This window comes from Rhodococcus sp. T2V, assembly GCF_029269925.1.
Lineage (GTDB): Bacteria > Actinomycetota > Actinomycetes > Mycobacteriales > Mycobacteriaceae > Rhodococcus_F > Rhodococcus_F koreensis.
Map to the genome: position 1 here is coordinate 33,346 of NZ_JARJBD010000053.1, position 16,285 is coordinate 49,630.

The following is a 16,285-nucleotide window of genomic DNA, read 5'->3' on the forward strand; positions in this document are numbered from 1 at the left end:
TAGAGATGCCTGATGAGAGGCTTCCGGAGATCGATTCTGGTGTCACTGGTCGGCGGCGCCGTGCTCCTCGCGCCCGCCGCCTGCTCCGACCGGTCCGGCACGGCGGTGAGCGAGCCGCCGACCGTGTCCGACGCGGGTCCGTCCACGCCCGACCCGGCGACCGGTCCGGCGACGCCCGCGGGTGTGCCCTACACGGAGTCCGAACTGCAGGTCACCGGTTCCACCGGACGCGTCCGCTACGACGTGCTCATCCCGCAGATCGAGGGCGGCGACCCGGCGGTCACCGCCGAGTTCAACGAATCGATGCGCGCCGCGCTCCAGGACCAGATCGACGGCTGGGGCACCGACGCGTTCACGCTGAGCAGCCAGGAACACAGCGTGGCGCACATCGGTGAGCACGTGATCAGCGGGCTGCTGGTGACGTCCTGGAACGCCGATCCGCCCGGGGCGCATCCCACGCCGATCGTCGCGACGGTGGTGGTGAATGCCGATACGGCCGCACCGATCACGCTCGGCGACCTCTTCCCCGACCTGCCTGCCGGGCTGCAGGCGCTGTCGGACAGTTCCGCGCGCCTCCTCCCCGAGACGGTCGCCGGACCGGACTTCGAGCGATCGGGCATCGAGCCGACCGAGGCGAACTTCGCCAACTGGCTGGCCACCCCGGCGGGCATGGAGATCCACTTCAACGACTACCAGGTGGGGCCGCACGCCATCGGGCTCGTCACCGTCACCGTGCCGTGGGAGGACTTGGCGGACGTGATCGACCCCGAACTGGCTCCCGTCGTGTCGAGTTAGCCGCTGCCCGACCGCTCACCGGGAACGAACCTGTGGCTGCCCAGGTGCTCCGACCTACCGTCCCAGACAGGCCTTGCTGCCGGAATGTGTCTGTCGAATGGGAGAGGAGCGCGCCCGTGAGTGCACGCACCGAAGTTGATGCTCGGGCAAATCGGATCGGCGACGTGGACGCGGTCGTCGTCGGTGCGGGATTCGCGGGTCTGTACGCCGTCCACAAGCTACGGAGCCTGGGTCTGACGGTCCAGGGTGTGGAGGCGGCGGACGGCGTCGGCGGAACGTGGTTCTGGAACCGCTATCCCGGCGCCCGGTGCGACGTGGAGAGCGTCGACTACTCGTACTCGTTCTCGCGGGAACTCGAGCAGGAGTGGGACTGGAGCGAGAAGTACGCCACCCAGCCGGAGATCCTGGCGTACATCGATCACGTCGCGGACCGGTTCGACCTCCGCGACCGTTTCCTGTTCGGCACCCGCGTGACGTCCGCGGAACTGGACGAGGACACGCTGCGGTGGGAGGTGCGGACCGACCGCGGCGACGTCCTGTCCGCCCGGTACTGCATCTTCGCGACCGGGGCGCTGTCGACCGCGAACATGCCGAACATCCCGGGCCGCGAATCCTTCACGGGCGATACTCATCACACCGGTCACTGGCCGCACGAGGGGGTCGACTTCACCGGCCGGCGGGTCGGGATCATCGGCACCGGATCCTCGGGAATCCAGTCGATTCCCGTCATCGCCGAGCAGGCGGATCATCTGTACGTGTTCCAGCGCAGCGCCAATTACAGCGTCCCCGCCGGCAACGAGATGTGGGACGACGAGATGCGGCGCGCGATCAAGGCAGGATACGACGAGCGCAGGCGACTGTCGCGGGAGAGCGGCGGCGGGTCGCCGTACAACGCGCACCCGAAGTCGGCGCTGGAGGTGTCCGAGGAGGAACGCCGCGACGCCTACGAGACGCGATGGAAACTCGGCGGGGTGCTGTTCGCGAAAACCTTTCCGGACCAGACGAAGACCGAGGCCGCGAACGCGACCGCGCGGGAGTTCGCGGAGAACAAGATCCGCCGCCTCGTCGACGACCCCGCGGTCGCGGACAAGCTGATCCCGAACGATCACCCCATCGGGACCAAGCGGATCGTCACCGACACCCACTATTTCGAAACGTACAACCGGCCGAACGTCACCCTGGTGGATCTGAAGGCGGCGCCGATCGAGGCGATCACCCCGTCGGGGATCACGACCGCCGACGCCGACTACGGCCTCGACACGCTGGTGTTCGCCACCGGATTCGACGCCATGACCGGAGCCCTCGACCGCATGCGGATCGTCGGCCGGGACGGCGTGTCCCTCGCCGAGTACTGGAGTGAGGGACCGAAAACCTATCTGGGTCTCGGTGTTCCGGGGTTCCCGAACCTGTTCGTCGTGACGGGGCCGGGCAGCCCGTCGGTGCTGGCGAACATGGTGCTCGGCGCCGAGCAGCACGTCGACTGGATCGCGGACTGCATCGAGCACCTCTGGGAGAAGGACTACGACGCGGTCGAGGCGTCGGTCCCGGCCACCGAGCAGTGGGTGGAGCACTGCCGCGAGCTTGCCGCGCAGACCCTGTTCCCGCTGGCGAACTCCTGGTACATGGGCGCCAACATTCCGGGTAAACCCCGCGTGTTCATGCCGTACCTCGGGGGCTTCGGCGCGTACGGGCGGATCTGCGCCGACGTCGCGGAGGAGGGGTTCCGCGGCTTCGAGTTCAGCCGGTCCCGGACGCGGCTGGCCGACCCGGTGGGGTAGTTGCCCAGACATTGGTCAGCCGCGCAGGCAATTGCCTGCGCGGCTGACCAATTCGTGGGAAAAGGGAGCAGTTCAGTCGGGCAGCGCGTACGTGGCCCAGGCCCGGGCGAGCACGTCGCCGTCGAGCGTGCAGGTGACCGTGACGTCGGTCATGCGCACGCCGTCCTGGACGTACGTCTGCTGCAGCGAGGACGTGAATTCCGCGCCGGACGGCACGGACCGCCGGATTCGGGTGCGGAACCTGCGGAGGTCGCCGGGGAACTGCTCGGCGCAGTGGCGCTCGAGCAGGTCTGCGGACCGGTCGTCCGATGTCGCGGCGCCGGTGAAGCTGTTCGTCCAGAACTCGTAGACCAGTTGCTCGTCCCGGTTGCGGAAGCGCACGAGCAGGTCGTGGTCGCCCACCCTGCGGACCTGTGCCGTCAGCGCGTCGTCCGGCGTCCGGCGCGGTCGCAGCAGGAGAAAGTCGTGCTCGACGGCGGCCCCCGGCTCGGGTGCGACGACCATCCCGTCCGGGACGGCGTCGGCGCACAGCCGGCGGATCTCCGCTGTGCACGGCTGCGAAGAGATGAGTGCGGCCATCGTTCCTCCCAAAATCACGGGGTCTGTGTTCCGCACGGTAGTCGCCGCGGCCGGGAAACGGGGGCCGTGGTCCCTGTGATCGGGACGCCGAAAACCCGCCGTGACGGCCGGATACGAAAGCCTCTCGCTCAGTGGGAGAGTCGGGTACCGCTGCGCGCCGTGTGCGCCGACTATGAGCTACACCACACCCCGAGGGTGTTCTTGACGTACAGCGAGGCGGAGGTAGACATGGCGCGCAACAGTGCCGTTGACGGCGACGAAGTCCGGATGATCGAAGTGGGATCGGCACCAACGCGTTTCGCGCGAGGGTGGCACTGCCTGGGTCTGGCGAAGACCTTCCGGGACGGCGCCCCGCACCAGATCGACGCGTTCGGCACGTCGCTGGTGGTGTTCGAGACGTCCGACGGCACCCTCAGTGTGCTCGACGCCTACTGCCGCCACATGGGCGGCAACCTGGCGCACGGCACCGTGAAGGGCGACTCGATCGCCTGCCCGTTCCACGACTGGCGCTGGGGCGGCAACGGCAAGTGCACGGGAATCCCGTATGCGCGGCGCGTCCCGCCGCTGGCACGGACCCGGGCCTGGACGACCATCGAGCGCAACGGGCAGCTGTACGTCTGGAACGACCCGCAGGGCAACCCGCCGCCCGCCGACGTGACGATTCCCGAGATCGAGGGATTCGGCTCTCCGGAATGGACCGACTGGACCTGGAATTCGCTGCTCGTCGAGGGTTCGCACTGCCGCGAGATCGTCGACAACGTGGTCGACATGGCGCACTTCTACTACGTCCACTTCTCGTTCCCGCGCTACTTCAAGAACGTCTTCGAAGGGCACGTGGCCACCCAGTACATGCAGTCGACGCCCCGCCACGACATCTCGGTGGGCACCAGCTACGACGACCCCAATTCCACGCTGCGCTCGGACGCGTCGTACTTCGGCCCGTCCTACATGATCGACAAGCTGTGGAGTGAGGCGAACGGCATGATGATCGAGACGGTGCTGATCAACTGCCACTACCCGGTCAGCGCCGATTCGTTCGTCCTGCAGTGGGGCGCCATGGTGAAGAAGCCCGAGGGACTGTCGGACGAGGTGGCGAACGGCATGGCGGCCCAGTTCGCGGAGGGCGTGGAGCTCGGGTTCAAGCAGGACGTCGACATCTGGCTGAACAAGTCGCGAATCGACAACCCGCTGCTGTCGGAGGAGGACGGGCCGGTGTACCAGCTGCGCCGCTGGTACCAGCAGTTCTACGTCGACGTCGAGGACATCACCGAGGACATGACCAAGCGCTTCGAATTCGAGATCGACACCACCAGGGCGGTGCAGAGCTGGGAGGCGGAGGTTGCCGACAACCTCGCCAACGGCGTCGTGCCGCTCGACACCAACGCCTGAGCCGGCTCAGAGAAGAAGGACACGACAGATGACCCACGAGGTTCTCGACAACATCATGGCGATCGCGGACCAGCTCCGCGATCAGGCGCCCGAGGCCGAGCGGATCGGCAGGCTGCCCGACGACACGGCGAAGAAGCTCCGCGAGGCCGGACCGATCAAGCTGCTCCAGCCCGGCAAGTACGGCGGCCACGAGGCTCATCCGCGGGAGTTCGCGGAGACAGTGATGGCCGCGGCCTCCCTCGACCCGGCCACGGGATGGGTGTGCGGCATCGTCGGGGTGCACCCCTGGCAGCTGGCGTTCGCCGACCCGAAGGTGCAGGAGGAGGTGTGGGCGGCCGACAACGACACCTGGATGGCCTCGCCGTACGCGCCGACCGGGATCGCGACCCCGGTCGACGGCGGCTACCTGTTCAGTGGACGCTGGCAGTTCTCCTCGGGCACCGATCACTGCGATTGGATCTTCCTCGGCGCGATGCTCGGCGACAAGGACGGCGCCATGGCGCTGCCGCCGAAGATGCTGCACATGATCCTGCCGCGCAGCGACTACGAGATCGTCGAGGACTCGTGGAACGTCGTCGGGCTCAAGGGCACCGGGTCCAAGGACATAATCGTCCGGAACGCCTTCGTCCCCGACTACCGGGTGATGGACGCCGACGAGGTCATGAACGGCACCGCGGTGCAGAAGTTCGGGCGCACCGAGACGCTGTACAACATGCCGTGGTCGACGATGTTCCCGCTCGGGATCTCCTCCGCCGTGGTGGGGATCGCCGAGGGCGCCCTGGCCGCTCACCTCGACTACCAGCGCGACCGCGTCGGCGCGCAGGGCACCGCGATCAAGGACGACCCGTACGTCCTGTTCGCCGTGGGTGAGGCCGCGGCCGACATCAACGCCGCCCGCCAGGAACTGCTCGCCAACGTCGACAAGATCTGGGATCTCGTCGAGTCGGGCAAGGAGGTCACGTTCGAGGACCGTGCGGCCGGACGCCGGACCCAGGTGCGGGCCGCGTGGCGGGCGGTCACCGCCGTCGACCAGATCTTCGCCCGCTCGGGCGGCAACGCGCTGCGCATGGACAAGCCCCTGCAGCGGTACTGGCGGGACGCGCACGCGGGCCTGGCGCACGCGATCCACGTGCCGAGCACCGTGTACCACGCATCGGCGCTCAGCTCGCTCGGCCTCGACCCGGCCGACAACCTCAAGTCGATGATCTGACCGCCGTCCGAATACGAAAACAGCAGAAGGACAACACATGACAGACATCAAGGGCCTGGGCTACGTCAAGATCCAGACCAACGACCTGGAGCGCTGGCGCACGTTCGCGTTCGACGTCCTCGGATTCGCCGAGGGGTCGGGCCCGGACGAGGATGCCCTCTACCTGCGCATGGACGAGCGCGCTGCCCGCATCGTGATCGTGCCGGGCGAGACCGACGAGGTCGTCACCATCGGGTGGGAGGTCCGCGACCATGCGGGCCTGGTCCGCGTCCAGGAGGCCGTCGAGGGCGCGGGCATCGCCGTCAAGCCGCTGTCGGTGGAAGAGGCCGACGCCCGCCGCGTCGAGGAGGTCGTCACGTTCCAGGATCCGACGGGCGCGACGATCGAGATCTTCCACGGCGCCGTCCTCGACCACAGCCCGGTGGTCACCCCGTTCGGCGCGAAGTTCGTGACCGGGGCGCAGGGCCTCGGCCACGTGGTGCTGCCGGTGATGGATTTCAGCGGGGCGTTCGACTTCTACACCGAGGTGCTCGGCTTCCTGCCCCGCGGCGCGTTCCGCATCCCGGCGCCGCCGGAGTTCGGGCCGATGCGGGTGCGCTTCATGGGCGTCAACGAGCGGCACCACAGCCTGGCGCTGTGCCCCGCGCCGCACGGCGGGGCCCCGGGACTGGTGCACATCATGGTGGAGGTCGACACGCTCGACGCCGTCGGGCAGGCCCTCGACCGCGTCGTCAAGGACGGGTTCTCCGTCTCCTCGACGCTCGGCCGCCACACCAACGACAAGATGGTGTCGTTCTACGTGCGTGCCCCCGGCGGCTGGGACATCGAGTTCGGCACCGACGGCATGAAGGTGGACGAGCAGTACTACTCCGCGGAGGAGATCACCGCCGACAGCTACTGGGGCCACGACTGGTCGGGAAGCGAGCCGCTGGCGGCCATGTAAACGGGGTGTCCGGGCCCGGTGTGCGTATCCACTCGATGCGCGCACCGGGCCTTTCGGCTGTTCGGGGGGCCGAGCCTCGACCACTATTGCAAATAGGTATATGCCTATTTATAGTAAGTGTCGCCAGTCACACAGCGCGGCGCCGCACCGAGCAGCGCCGTTACGGAGGTCCCCATGACGACGACACTCAGCCCCACCCCCACCGCCGGCCTCGATCGCGCCGCCCTTCTCCTCGACGCCTTCGACGGCCCGGGCAGGCTCACGCTCGCGCAGATCGTGCGCCGCACGGGGCTTCCGCGATCCTCCGCGCACCGGATGCTCGAACGACTCGTCCAGCTGCGATGGCTCCGCCGGGAAGGCCGGGACTACGAACTCGGCATGCGGCTGTTCGAACTCGGGTCCCTCGCCGTGCACCAGGACCGCCTGCACCGGGCCGCGCTGCCCTTCCTGCACGAACTGCACCGCCTCACCGGACACGCCGTGCACCTCGCGGTGCTGGAGGGGATCGACGTCGTCTACCTGGAGAAGATCGCCGGACGGTTCGGCGTCGGGCTGCCGTCCCGCGTCGGCGGCCGCCAGCCCGCACACTGCACGAGCGTCGGCAAGGTGCTGCTGGCCCATTCGCCCGAGTCGGTGGTAGACCGCGTCGTCGAGGCCGGTCTGCCCCGCAGCACACGATTCAGCATCGACTCACCGGCCGCGTTCCGCGCCGAGCTGCAGAAGACCCGCGAACGCGGAGCCGCCTACGACCGCGAAGAGGATCTCGTGGGCGTCAGCTGCGTCGCGGTGCCCGTGGGAACCGACGACAACGTGGTGGCGGCCATCTCCGTGTGCGGTCCCAGCAGCCAGATCAAGCTCGACCATCGTCTGACCGCGCCGATTCGCATGTCCGCCAAGGGCACCTGGCGCAATTACATGTCGACCGCGACACCGGCAGGCGGCCGCGCCGACCGCTACTCCGCCTGAGGCGGGACGAAGGAGCACAGATGCCGCTCGACGAGCAGGCCGAGACCATCCTCCGGGGACTCAACGAGAACTTTCCCCGGGTGGAGACCATGACCGGCGCCCAGGCTCGGGCGGCGACGAAGGCCGGACGCACGGCCGTCGCCGATCCCGAACCGGTCGGTGAGGTGCGCGACCGGGAGATCCCCGGCGGTGCCGGATCGATTGCGGTACGGATCTATTCGCCCGCGGGGAACTCCGCGGGGCCCCTTCCTGTCGTCGTCTTCTTCCACGGCGGCGGGTTCGTGATCTGCGACCTCGACAGCCACGACGGCTTCTGCCGCGCCATGTGCAACGGGGTCGGCGCCGTCGTCGTCTCCGTCGACTACCGCCTGGCCCCGGAATCGCCGTGGCCCGCCGCGGCGGACGACGCCTACGCCGCGACGTGCTGGGTCGCGCGGCACGCCGGCGAGTTCGGCGCCGATCCCGACCGTCTGCTCGTCGCCGGCGACAGCAGCGGCGGCAACCTCGCGGCCGTCGCCGCGCTGATGGCCCGAGACCGGCAGGGTCCCGCCGTCGCCGGACAGCTCCTGATGTACCCCGTCATCGAACCGGCCTTCGACACCGAGTCCTACGAGGAGTTCGCGGAGGATCACTTCCTCACCCGCGCTGCGATGCAATGGTATTGGGATCAGTACCTGCCGACGCACCGCGAGGCCGCACCCGCCTACGCGGCCCCGGTCCGGGCCGACGACCTCGCCGCGCTCCCGCCCGCGATCGTGATCACCGCCGAACGCGATCCGCTGCGGTACGAGGGGGAGAAGTACGCCGCGGCGCTCGCCGACGCCGGTGTTCCCGTGCAGCTCGAGCGGGTTGCGGGAATGTTCCACGGATTCCTGACGATCGACGCGATGACCGCGGCGCAGACCGAACGCCGGGCGCTGTGGCCCCGGCTCCGGAATCTGGTGGCCGAACGCGTGCGCACCCCGTCCGACTAGTTCTCCGTCTCGGCCTCGTCGCCGGAGTCCCGCGCCGCCTTCATGGCGGCCTGGTACTCCTGCTGCGCCTCGCGGGAGCGCCGGATCGACGGTGATGCGGCCGGTTTCGGCACACCGGGATGTTCCGGCGTCCCCTCACCGTGGATGCGTTCGACGGCCTCGTCGATGTCGGCGAGCATCTGCTTCGCGAGTTCGCTCTCGGCGGCGTAGTAGCGCTCGGACCACTTGTTGACCATGTGCGCGAACGCCCACGTGGGTTCGACGTCCGAATCGCGGGCGTCGAGCGCGGCCTGCCTGCTCATGCCCTCCACATACGAGATGTGCTCCTTCAGGGCATCTTTGAGCTGCTCCGGCTCGGTGAGGTGACCGAGCCACATGCGCAGCATCACCCCGTGCTTGAGGACGGGTGGATCGATCGGCGCCTCCCGCGCCCAGCTGCGCATGACGGCCATGCCCGCGTCCGTGATCTTGTACAGCCGCTTGGGTTTCACCCGGGCCTCGTCGTCCACGACGGTCCGCGACGTCACGTATCCCGCGTCTTCCAGCTTCTTCAGCTCCGAGTACACCTGACTGAACGACGGGCTCCAATAGAAGAAGCGCACGCTGTACGACGCCCACTTCTTGAGGTCGTAGCCGGACAGTTCCTCGCCGAACGACAGGATGCCGAGCACCGGCCAGCTCGTGGATCGGAGGCCGGCGAACCCGGAGCTCTGGGTGGGGTCGGACGAAGGCATTTCCCGAGCCTATCAACCGTGCGCTGCCGGTCGGACACGTGAAACCCTGCCGCTGGGCGGGACGGGGCATTTCCCGCCCGCAGGAGCCGCGGTCAGGCTGAACGCAACCCGTCGATCCGAGGAGACACGATGACCCGAACCGAAGAACCCGCGGCGCCCGTGGTGCGCCGCATCGACCCTGCCGACCTCAAGTCGGTGCTCGGGCACTTCTGCACCGGCGTCACGGTGATCACCGCACACGACGGCGAGAATCCGCACGGCTTCACATGCCAGTCGTTCGTGTCGCTGTCGCTGGACCCGCCGTACGTGTCGTTCAGCCCCGCACGGACGTCGACCAGCTGGCCGCGGCTGCGGGCGAGCGAACACGTCTGCGTCAACGTTCTCGCCCACGATCAGCGGGACGTGTGCGGGACGTTCGCGACCAGCGGCGCGGACAAGTTCGCCGGCGTCGGGTGGTCGCACGCAGGCAACGGCGCCCCGGCGCTGGACGGTGTGCTGGCGCAGGTGCAGGCCACCGTCGAGTTCGAGCACGACGCCGGCGACCACACCATCGTCGTCGCGCGTGTCACCGGACTGGACGTGCTCCGGGATGTGCCGCCGCTGCTGGTGTACCGCGGCGGGCTCGGCATCTTCACCGCCGCCACGTAGCTCTGTCTCCCGTTCCCCGGCGGTGCCGCTGTTCCCGCTCCGCGGCGGTGCTGCTGTCTCCCGCTCCGCGGCGGTGCTGCTGTCTCCCGCTCCGCGGGAAGGGCTGTGGGAAAAAGTAATTGATACCGGCAGGGTGTGATCGAGACCACTTCGGAAGGTGTGCACGATGAGCGTAGACGAGCAGAACTGGGACCGGGAGGTCGATCTCCTGGTGATCGGCAGCGGTGCGGGTGGCATGACCGCCGCACTTGCCGGCGCCGAGCGGGGGCTCGACACCCTCGTTGTCGAAAAGTCCGCGGTGTACGGCGGTTCGACGGCACTGTCCGGTGGCGCCCTGTGGATTCCCAACTCGCCGATCCTCGTCCGTGAAGGCCGCGCCGACGACCCCGGCGACGTCCGGAAGTACCTGGATTCGATCGTCGGCGACAGCGTGCCCGCCGAACGCCTCGACGCGTACATCGAGCAGGGCCCGGCCATGATGCAGTTCTTCGAACAGCACTGCCCGCATCTGCGGTTCTCCTGGTGCGAGGACTATTCCGACTACCACCCGGAGAACGTGGGCGGACGGCCGAAGGGGCGGACGGTCGAACCGCTGCCGTTCGACATGAACCAGCTCGGCGCCGACCGCGAGCTGCAGCGTCCGAACTCCCTCGCCATGCCGGGCGGGCTCTACATGACGTCCACCGAGTTCCGGCACCTCAACATGTTCTTCCGCACCTGGGCCGGCCGCAGGACCGCGCTGGGCGTCGGCTGGCGTTCGGTGGTCGCGATGGTGCGGCGCAGGCGGATGGAGACCCTGGGGCAGGCCCTCGTCGGCCGGCTGCGGCTCAGTCTCCAGGAGGCCGGCGTTCCGCTGTGGCTGAACTCCCCACTGAAGGGGCTGATCACGGACGAGTCCGGGGCCGTCACCGGCGCGGTACTCGAGACCGGGACGCGGGAGCTACGCATCCGCGCCCGCCGCGGCGTCATGATGGCCACCGGCGGATTCGAGCAGAGCGAGGAGATGCGGAAGCGGTACCTCCGGGAGGGCGGCAAAGACAACTACAGCGCCGGCTCACCCGACAACACCGGCGACGGAATCGTGGCGGGCGAGCGGGTCGGCGCCGCCGTCGACCTGATGGACGATGCCTGGTGGATGCCGTCGTTCCGGCGTCCGGACGGCATCATGCACGTCCTGGTGTCGGAGCGGTCGATCCCGCCGTCGCTGATCGTCGACCAGAACGGCAAGCGGTTCACTAACGAGGCGTCCCCGTACGTGTCGTTCGTCCACGACCAGATCGCAGGCGGTCACGACCCGGTGTGGTTCGTGTTCGACTCGAAGGCCAAGAGCCGCTACCAGTTCGGTGGGGTGATGCCCGGGCAGAAGTTCCCGGCGGAATGGTTCTCCACGGGCCTGATGCTGCGCGCGGAGACCCTCGGGGAACTGGCGCAGCAGATGAGTGTGCCCGCCGACGCGCTGTCCGCGGAGATCACCAGGTTCAATGAGTTCGCCCGGACGGGCGTCGACGCCGATTTCGGTCGCGGCGACAGCGCGTACGACCGGTACTACGGTGACCCGCGACTGCCCAACCCGACCCTGGACGAGGTGGACAAGGCCCCGTACTACGCGGTGCGGATGGAGGCCGGCGACCTCGGCACCAAGGGCGGGCTCGTGTGCAACGAGCACAGCCAGGTGCTGAGCGGCAGCGGCGAACCGATCCCGGGGCTGTACGCCACCGGCAACACGTCGGCGTCCGTGATGGGCAACGACTACGCCGGTGCCGGCGCGACGATCGGCCCCGCGATGGTGTTCGGCTGGGTCGGCGCACGGCACGCCGCAGCCGGTGCAGGGGCGGTGAGCTGAGTGCTTCCCGTCGAATGCCGGCGCTGCGGTAACGCGGTGCTCGTGGAGAAGTACAGCGAGGCGCACACGAGCGTGCAGTGGCTGGGCGACGCCGAGCAGACCTGCCCGGAGTTCGCGCTGCGTGCGCAGGAGGGGGAGCACTCGATGTTCGTCCCCACCTGCGGCGCGCTGCGCGGATCGATCGACGACGCGGTGGAGGACGGGCGGGTGGGGCTCTCCCTGCGCAGCTACCCGACCCCCGGCCGCCTGGACTAGAGGGGACAACCGATGTCACGGATGGCAGGCAAGGTCGCCTTCATCACCGGTGCCGGAAACGGCATGGGACGCAGTCACGCGGTCCGGCTCGCGGAGGAGGGCGCCGACGTCATCGCCGTCGACCTTCCGTCGGCCGCAGCCGATCTCGACGAAACCCGAAGGCTGGTCGTCGAACTAGGCCGCCGGGCGGTCGTCGCCCACGCGGATGTGCGGGACCCGGCGGCGTTGCGGGCGGCCGTCGACGCCGGAGTCGCGGAACTGGGACCCCTCGACGTGGTCGTCGCGAACGCCGGTGTCTGCGACAACCCCGGTCCGGCCTGGACGATCGACGACGAGATCTGGCACCGGTCGCTCGACGTCAATCTCACCGGCGTCTGGAACACGGCGACCGCCGCGGTCCCGGCGATGCGCGACGGGGGCGGTTCCGTCGTGATCGTCAGTTCGACCGCAGGCATCAAGGCGGTGGCCGGGGCCGCCCACTATTCGGCGTCGAAGACCGCGGTGGTCGGGTTGGCGCGGACTCTCGCCAACGAACTCGGACCGCAGTTCATCCGGGTCAACGTGCTGCATCCCGGTGCCGTCGGCACCCGCATGACCCTGAACCCGGAGACGATGGCACGGCTGCGGCCGGACCTCGAGAACCCGACCCGTGACGACGTCGTCCCCGTCCTCGCGGCCAACCACGTCCTGCCCGTTCCGTGGCTGGACTCGCGGGACGTCAGCAACGCGCTGCTCTTCCTCGCCTCGGACGAATCGCGATACATCACCGGCACACAACTCGTGGTCGACGCCGGACTGACCCAGAAGGTGTAGAGATGACAGGTCGAGTGAACGGAAGAGTCGTCCTGGTCACCGGTGCCGCGCGCGGGATCGGCCGGGCGCAGGCACTGCGATTCGCGCAGGAGGGCGCGGACGTCGTCGCGGTCGATCTGTGCGGGCCGGTCGGCACGGTGGTGACGCCACCGGCGAGCCCGGAGGATCTCGAGGTGACCGCGAAACTGGTCCGGGACACGGGCCGCCGGATCGTGACGGCGCAGGTGGACGTGCGCGACGGAACGGCACTCGCCGACGCCGTGACGGCGGCGGCCGGGGAACTGGGCGGGCTGGACTTCGTGTGCGCCACGGCGGGCATCACGTCGTCGGGTGCCGCGCTGGAACTCGACTCCGAGACGTGGCAGACGATGCTCGACGTCAATCTGACCGGGGTGTGGCAGACGTGCAAGGCGGCGGCCCCGCACCTGATCGAGCGGGGCGGCGGGGCGATGATCCTGACGAGTTCCATCGCCGGTCTGCGCGGACTCGTCGGCGTCGCCCACTACACCGCGGCCAAGCACGGGGTGGTGGGCCTGATGCGGTCGCTCGCCAAGGAACTCGCGCCGCACCGGGTGCGGGTCAACAGCGTGCATCCCACCAACGTCGACACGGACATGATCCAGAACGACATGGTGCGACGGGCGTTCCGGCCCGACCTCGAGCACCCCACCCGCGAAGAGTTCGCGGCCGCCGCGGTGACGATGAACATGCTGCCGATTCCCTGGATCGAACCGGTCGACGTGGCCAACGCCGCGCTGTTCCTGGCCTCGGACGAGGCGCGGTACATCACGGCGGTCGCCCTGCCGGTCGACGCGGGCAGCGTCAGCAGATAGCTGCGTCAACCCGGGAATCCCCGAGTCCGCCCCGGCACCTGCCGATCCGTGGTAGAACAGGTGTCAGTTTTGGGGGTGGATGAAGGGTGAATGCCGTGGATCTCGAGGCCGTCGCTGCGATCAGCAGGCTCAAGTACACGTATCTGCGGGCCCTGGACACGAAGTGCTGGGACGAGTTCGCCGACACACTCCTTCCCGAGGCGACCGCGAACTACGGCGAGCATCTCGCGTTCGAGTCGCGGGACGCGCTGGTCGAGTTCATGAAGTCGAATCTGGGGCCGCAGACCATCACCGAGCATCACTGCGGTCACCCGGAGATCGACGTCGACGGCAACACGGCGACGGGGCGGTGGTTCCTGTCCGACACCGTGCTGATCCCGGAACACGGCACGGTGCTGCGCGGGGCGGCGTTCTACTCCGACCGCTACGTCCGCGGTCCGGACGGTCGATGGCGGATCGCCCACACCGGATACGAGCGCACCTACGAGGCGGTGATGTCGCTGTCCGACATTCCCAGCTTCCGGCTGACGGCCAACCGGTGGGCAGCCGACGCACAATCGGACCGAGGGGACTCGTGATGGGGACGCTGGACGGCAAGGTCGCACTGATCACCGGCGCCGGGCAGGGCGTGGGCGCCGGGATGGCGTTCGCGCTGGCCAAGGAGGGTGCGCGGATCGCGGTGGTGGGGCGCACGGAGGCGAAACTTCTCGACACGTGCGCCGCCATCGCCGACTTCGGCGGCGTGGCCGAGCCGATCGTCTGCGACGTCAGCACACGCGATCAGCTGGCACCGATGGTCGACCGCGTCGTGGAGGTGTTCGGCGGGATCGACATCCTCGTCAACAACGCCAACGCGAGCGCGCTCGGACCGCTCCTGGAGATCACGCCGAAGCTTCTCGACCGCGCGATGGCCGTCGGCCCGGTGGCCACCCTGTTCCTGATGCAGCTGTGCTACCCGCACCTGAAGGCGCGCGGCGGCGGCTCGATCATCAATCTCGTCAGCTCGTCGGCGGTGCGCTGGGACACGAGCGGGTACGGGCTGTACGCGGCCACCAAGGAGGCGATGCGCTCGCTCACCCGGACCGCGGCGAGCGAATGGGGTCCCGACGGCATCCGCGTCAACGCGATTGCGCCGCACGCGCTGTCACCGGGACTGAAGTGGTGGACGGAGACCAATCCGGAGGAGGCCGCCGAGTTCGTGAAGTCGATTCCCCTCGGCCGGATCGGTGATTGCGAACGCGACATCGGGCGCGCCGTCGTCTTCCTCGTGGGTCCCGACGCCGGGTACCTGTCGGGGGCCACCATCCCGCTCGACGGAGGTCAGGCGCGCTGGAGCTGATCGCCCGCGATTGCCCCGAGCTTGCTCATTTCCCTCCCATCCGGTAGGAATTGCGTCGTGCATACGACTCACCTGGTGCGACGCCTGACCGTCGACCTGTGCCGTACGTGCGCCAACATCTGTTGTTGCTGATGGCCCCGGCGCGCGTACCGCGTGCTGTCCATTCCTCGGTAGGCTCCGGCATCCGGTAATTCCTCGCGCATCCTCCGCGTTCGCAGGTACGGGCCGGTGCTCCCTTAACCAGGCACGATCCACCTTGGCGGAAAGACATCATGAGCACTGCATTCGAAACCAGGACAGCGTCGCTGACGCTCGACAAGTTCGGCCCGTCGTTCGGGGCCGAGATCATCGGACTGGACGTCGCGTCCGCCACCGACGCCGAGGTGGCCGCGATCCGTTCGGCGCTGACCGAGCACAAGGTGCTGGTCCTCCGGGGCCAGTCGCTCGACGACGCGGGTCACATCGAGTTCGGCCGCCGGCTCGGTCGGCTGACCGCGGGCCACCCCGTCCACGACAGCGGCAACGTGGCCCGGGAGGTGTACGCGCTCGACAGCCAGGACAACGGTTTCGCCGACGTGTGGCACACCGACGTCACGTTCATGAAGCGGCCGCCGCTCGGGTCGATCCTCCGCCCCGTCGTCCTCCCACCGCACGGCGGCGACACCAACTGGGCCGACAGCCAACTGGCGTACGAGTCGCTGTCGCTGCCGATCCGGCAGATGATCGACCAGCTGACCGCGGTCCACGACGGCAACCGCGAATTCGGGTACTACCTCGCGCAGAAGCGCGGCGGCAAGGGAAACATCTGGGACGGTGAGGAAGTCACGGCACTCGTGCCCGTCGAGCATCCCGTCGTGCGGGTTCACCCGGAAACGGGCCGCAAAGGCATCTTCGTGAACCCGGGCTTCACGTCCCACATCGCCGGAGTCTCCGAGGCGGAGAGCCGGGGAATCCTCGACTTCCTGTACGCACACCTCACCAAACCGGAGCACGTCGTGCGGCACCGCTGGCGCCTCGGCGACCTCGTGCTGTGGGACAACCGCAGCACCGCGCACTACGCCAACCGCGACTACGGAACCCAGCACCGCGTCATGCACCGCATCACGCTGGAAGGCGATGTGCCGGTGGGCCCGCAGTAGGGCAACCTGCGCATTCACCGGGCGGGCGGCGTCCGCAGCGACTAGCG

At 68.7% G+C, this 16,285-nt stretch carries 17 protein-coding genes; 15 read left to right on the forward strand and 2 right to left on the reverse strand.

Features of this window, described 5'->3' with window-relative positions; translation table 11 throughout:
- The first annotated feature begins 12 nt into the window (after positions 1-12).
- Both P3H15_RS33770 and P3H15_RS33775 read left to right on the forward strand, forming a co-directional pair.
- Positions 13-795: an RsiV family protein gene (locus tag P3H15_RS33770; protein WP_276141220.1), complete on the forward strand. Its 783-nt coding sequence runs from the start codon at positions 13-15 to the stop codon at positions 793-795.
- A gap of 155 nt (positions 796-950) precedes the next feature.
- Complete coding sequence (locus tag P3H15_RS33775; RefSeq protein WP_276141251.1) at positions 951-2,573, forward strand: NAD(P)/FAD-dependent oxidoreductase; 1,623 nt, start codon at positions 951-953, stop codon at positions 2,571-2,573.
- Between the two features lie 72 nt (positions 2,574-2,645).
- Here the strand turns inward: P3H15_RS33775 and P3H15_RS33780 are convergent, their stop codons facing one another.
- Positions 2,646-3,152: a hypothetical protein gene (locus tag P3H15_RS33780; RefSeq protein WP_276141221.1), complete on the reverse strand. Its 507-nt coding sequence runs from the start codon at positions 3,150-3,152 to the stop codon at positions 2,646-2,648.
- Positions 3,153-3,380: 228 nt separating this feature from the next.
- Between P3H15_RS33780 and P3H15_RS33785 the strand changes: the two genes are divergently transcribed.
- The 5 genes from P3H15_RS33785 (at position 3,381) to P3H15_RS33805 (ending at position 8,634) form a co-directional block, all read left to right on the forward strand.
- On the forward strand, positions 3,381-4,541 hold the full coding sequence (locus P3H15_RS33785) for a Rieske 2Fe-2S domain-containing protein (RefSeq protein ID WP_043826440.1): 1,161 nt from the start codon (positions 3,381-3,383) through the stop codon (positions 4,539-4,541).
- A 28-nt stretch (positions 4,542-4,569) separates the two neighbouring features.
- Positions 4,570-5,751 carry an acyl-CoA dehydrogenase family protein gene (locus P3H15_RS33790; RefSeq protein WP_276141222.1) on the forward strand — a complete coding sequence of 394 codons (1,182 nt, stop codon included), beginning with the start codon at positions 4,570-4,572 and terminating at the stop codon, positions 5,749-5,751.
- Between the two features lie 37 nt (positions 5,752-5,788).
- On the forward strand, positions 5,789-6,694 hold the full coding sequence (bphC, locus tag P3H15_RS33795) for a biphenyl-2,3-diol 1,2-dioxygenase (protein WP_276141223.1): 906 nt from the start codon (positions 5,789-5,791) through the stop codon (positions 6,692-6,694).
- 174 nt (positions 6,695-6,868) lie between these two features.
- Positions 6,869-7,660, forward strand: coding sequence for an IclR family transcriptional regulator (locus P3H15_RS33800; RefSeq protein ID WP_276141224.1), 792 nt, complete (start codon positions 6,869-6,871; stop codon positions 7,658-7,660).
- Positions 7,661-7,680: 20 nt separating this feature from the next.
- Positions 7,681-8,634 (forward strand): alpha/beta hydrolase, encoded by a 954-nt coding sequence (locus tag P3H15_RS33805; RefSeq protein WP_276141225.1) that lies wholly within the window; start codon positions 7,681-7,683, stop codon positions 8,632-8,634.
- Here the strand turns inward: P3H15_RS33805 and P3H15_RS33810 are convergent.
- Positions 8,631-9,368, reverse strand: a complete 738-nt coding sequence (locus tag P3H15_RS33810) for a PadR family transcriptional regulator (protein WP_276141226.1) — start codon at positions 9,366-9,368, stop codon at positions 8,631-8,633. The two genes, P3H15_RS33805 and P3H15_RS33810, sit on opposite strands and share 4 nt — an antisense overlap.
- Before the next feature lie 129 nt (positions 9,369-9,497).
- Between P3H15_RS33810 and P3H15_RS33815 the strand changes: the two genes are divergently transcribed.
- From P3H15_RS33815 to P3H15_RS33850, 8 genes are all read left to right on the forward strand, one after another.
- A complete protein-coding gene (locus P3H15_RS33815; RefSeq protein ID WP_276141227.1) occupies positions 9,498-10,016 on the forward strand; it encodes a flavin reductase family protein in 519 nt (172 codons plus the stop codon).
- A gap of 166 nt (positions 10,017-10,182) precedes the next feature.
- Positions 10,183-11,859, forward strand: a complete 1,677-nt coding sequence (locus P3H15_RS33820) for an FAD-binding protein (protein ID WP_276141228.1) — start codon at positions 10,183-10,185, stop codon at positions 11,857-11,859.
- A complete protein-coding gene (locus P3H15_RS33825) occupies positions 11,860-12,114 on the forward strand; it encodes a hypothetical protein (RefSeq protein ID WP_005251194.1) in 255 nt (84 codons plus the stop codon). It abuts the gene before it with no gap.
- Between the two features lie 12 nt (positions 12,115-12,126).
- Positions 12,127-12,927, forward strand: a complete 801-nt coding sequence (locus tag P3H15_RS33830; RefSeq protein WP_276141229.1) for a mycofactocin-coupled SDR family oxidoreductase — start codon at positions 12,127-12,129, stop codon at positions 12,925-12,927.
- Between the two features lie 2 nt (positions 12,928-12,929).
- Positions 12,930-13,760, forward strand: a complete 831-nt coding sequence (locus P3H15_RS33835; protein ID WP_276141230.1) for a mycofactocin-coupled SDR family oxidoreductase — start codon at positions 12,930-12,932, stop codon at positions 13,758-13,760.
- A gap of 95 nt (positions 13,761-13,855) precedes the next feature.
- Complete coding sequence (locus tag P3H15_RS33840; RefSeq protein WP_276141252.1) at positions 13,856-14,338, forward strand: nuclear transport factor 2 family protein; 483 nt, start codon at positions 13,856-13,858, stop codon at positions 14,336-14,338.
- Entirely contained in the window at positions 14,338-15,099 is a 762-nt protein-coding gene (locus P3H15_RS33845) for an SDR family NAD(P)-dependent oxidoreductase (protein ID WP_276141231.1), read from the forward strand. Before P3H15_RS33840 ends, P3H15_RS33845 begins: the two co-directional genes overlap by 1 nt.
- Before the next feature lie 272 nt (positions 15,100-15,371).
- The gene (locus tag P3H15_RS33850) at positions 15,372-16,238 is read left to right on the forward strand and encodes a TauD/TfdA family dioxygenase (RefSeq protein ID WP_276141232.1); all 867 of its coding nucleotides are present in this window, start codon (positions 15,372-15,374) and stop codon (positions 16,236-16,238) included.
- Positions 16,239-16,285 lie beyond the last annotated feature (47 nt).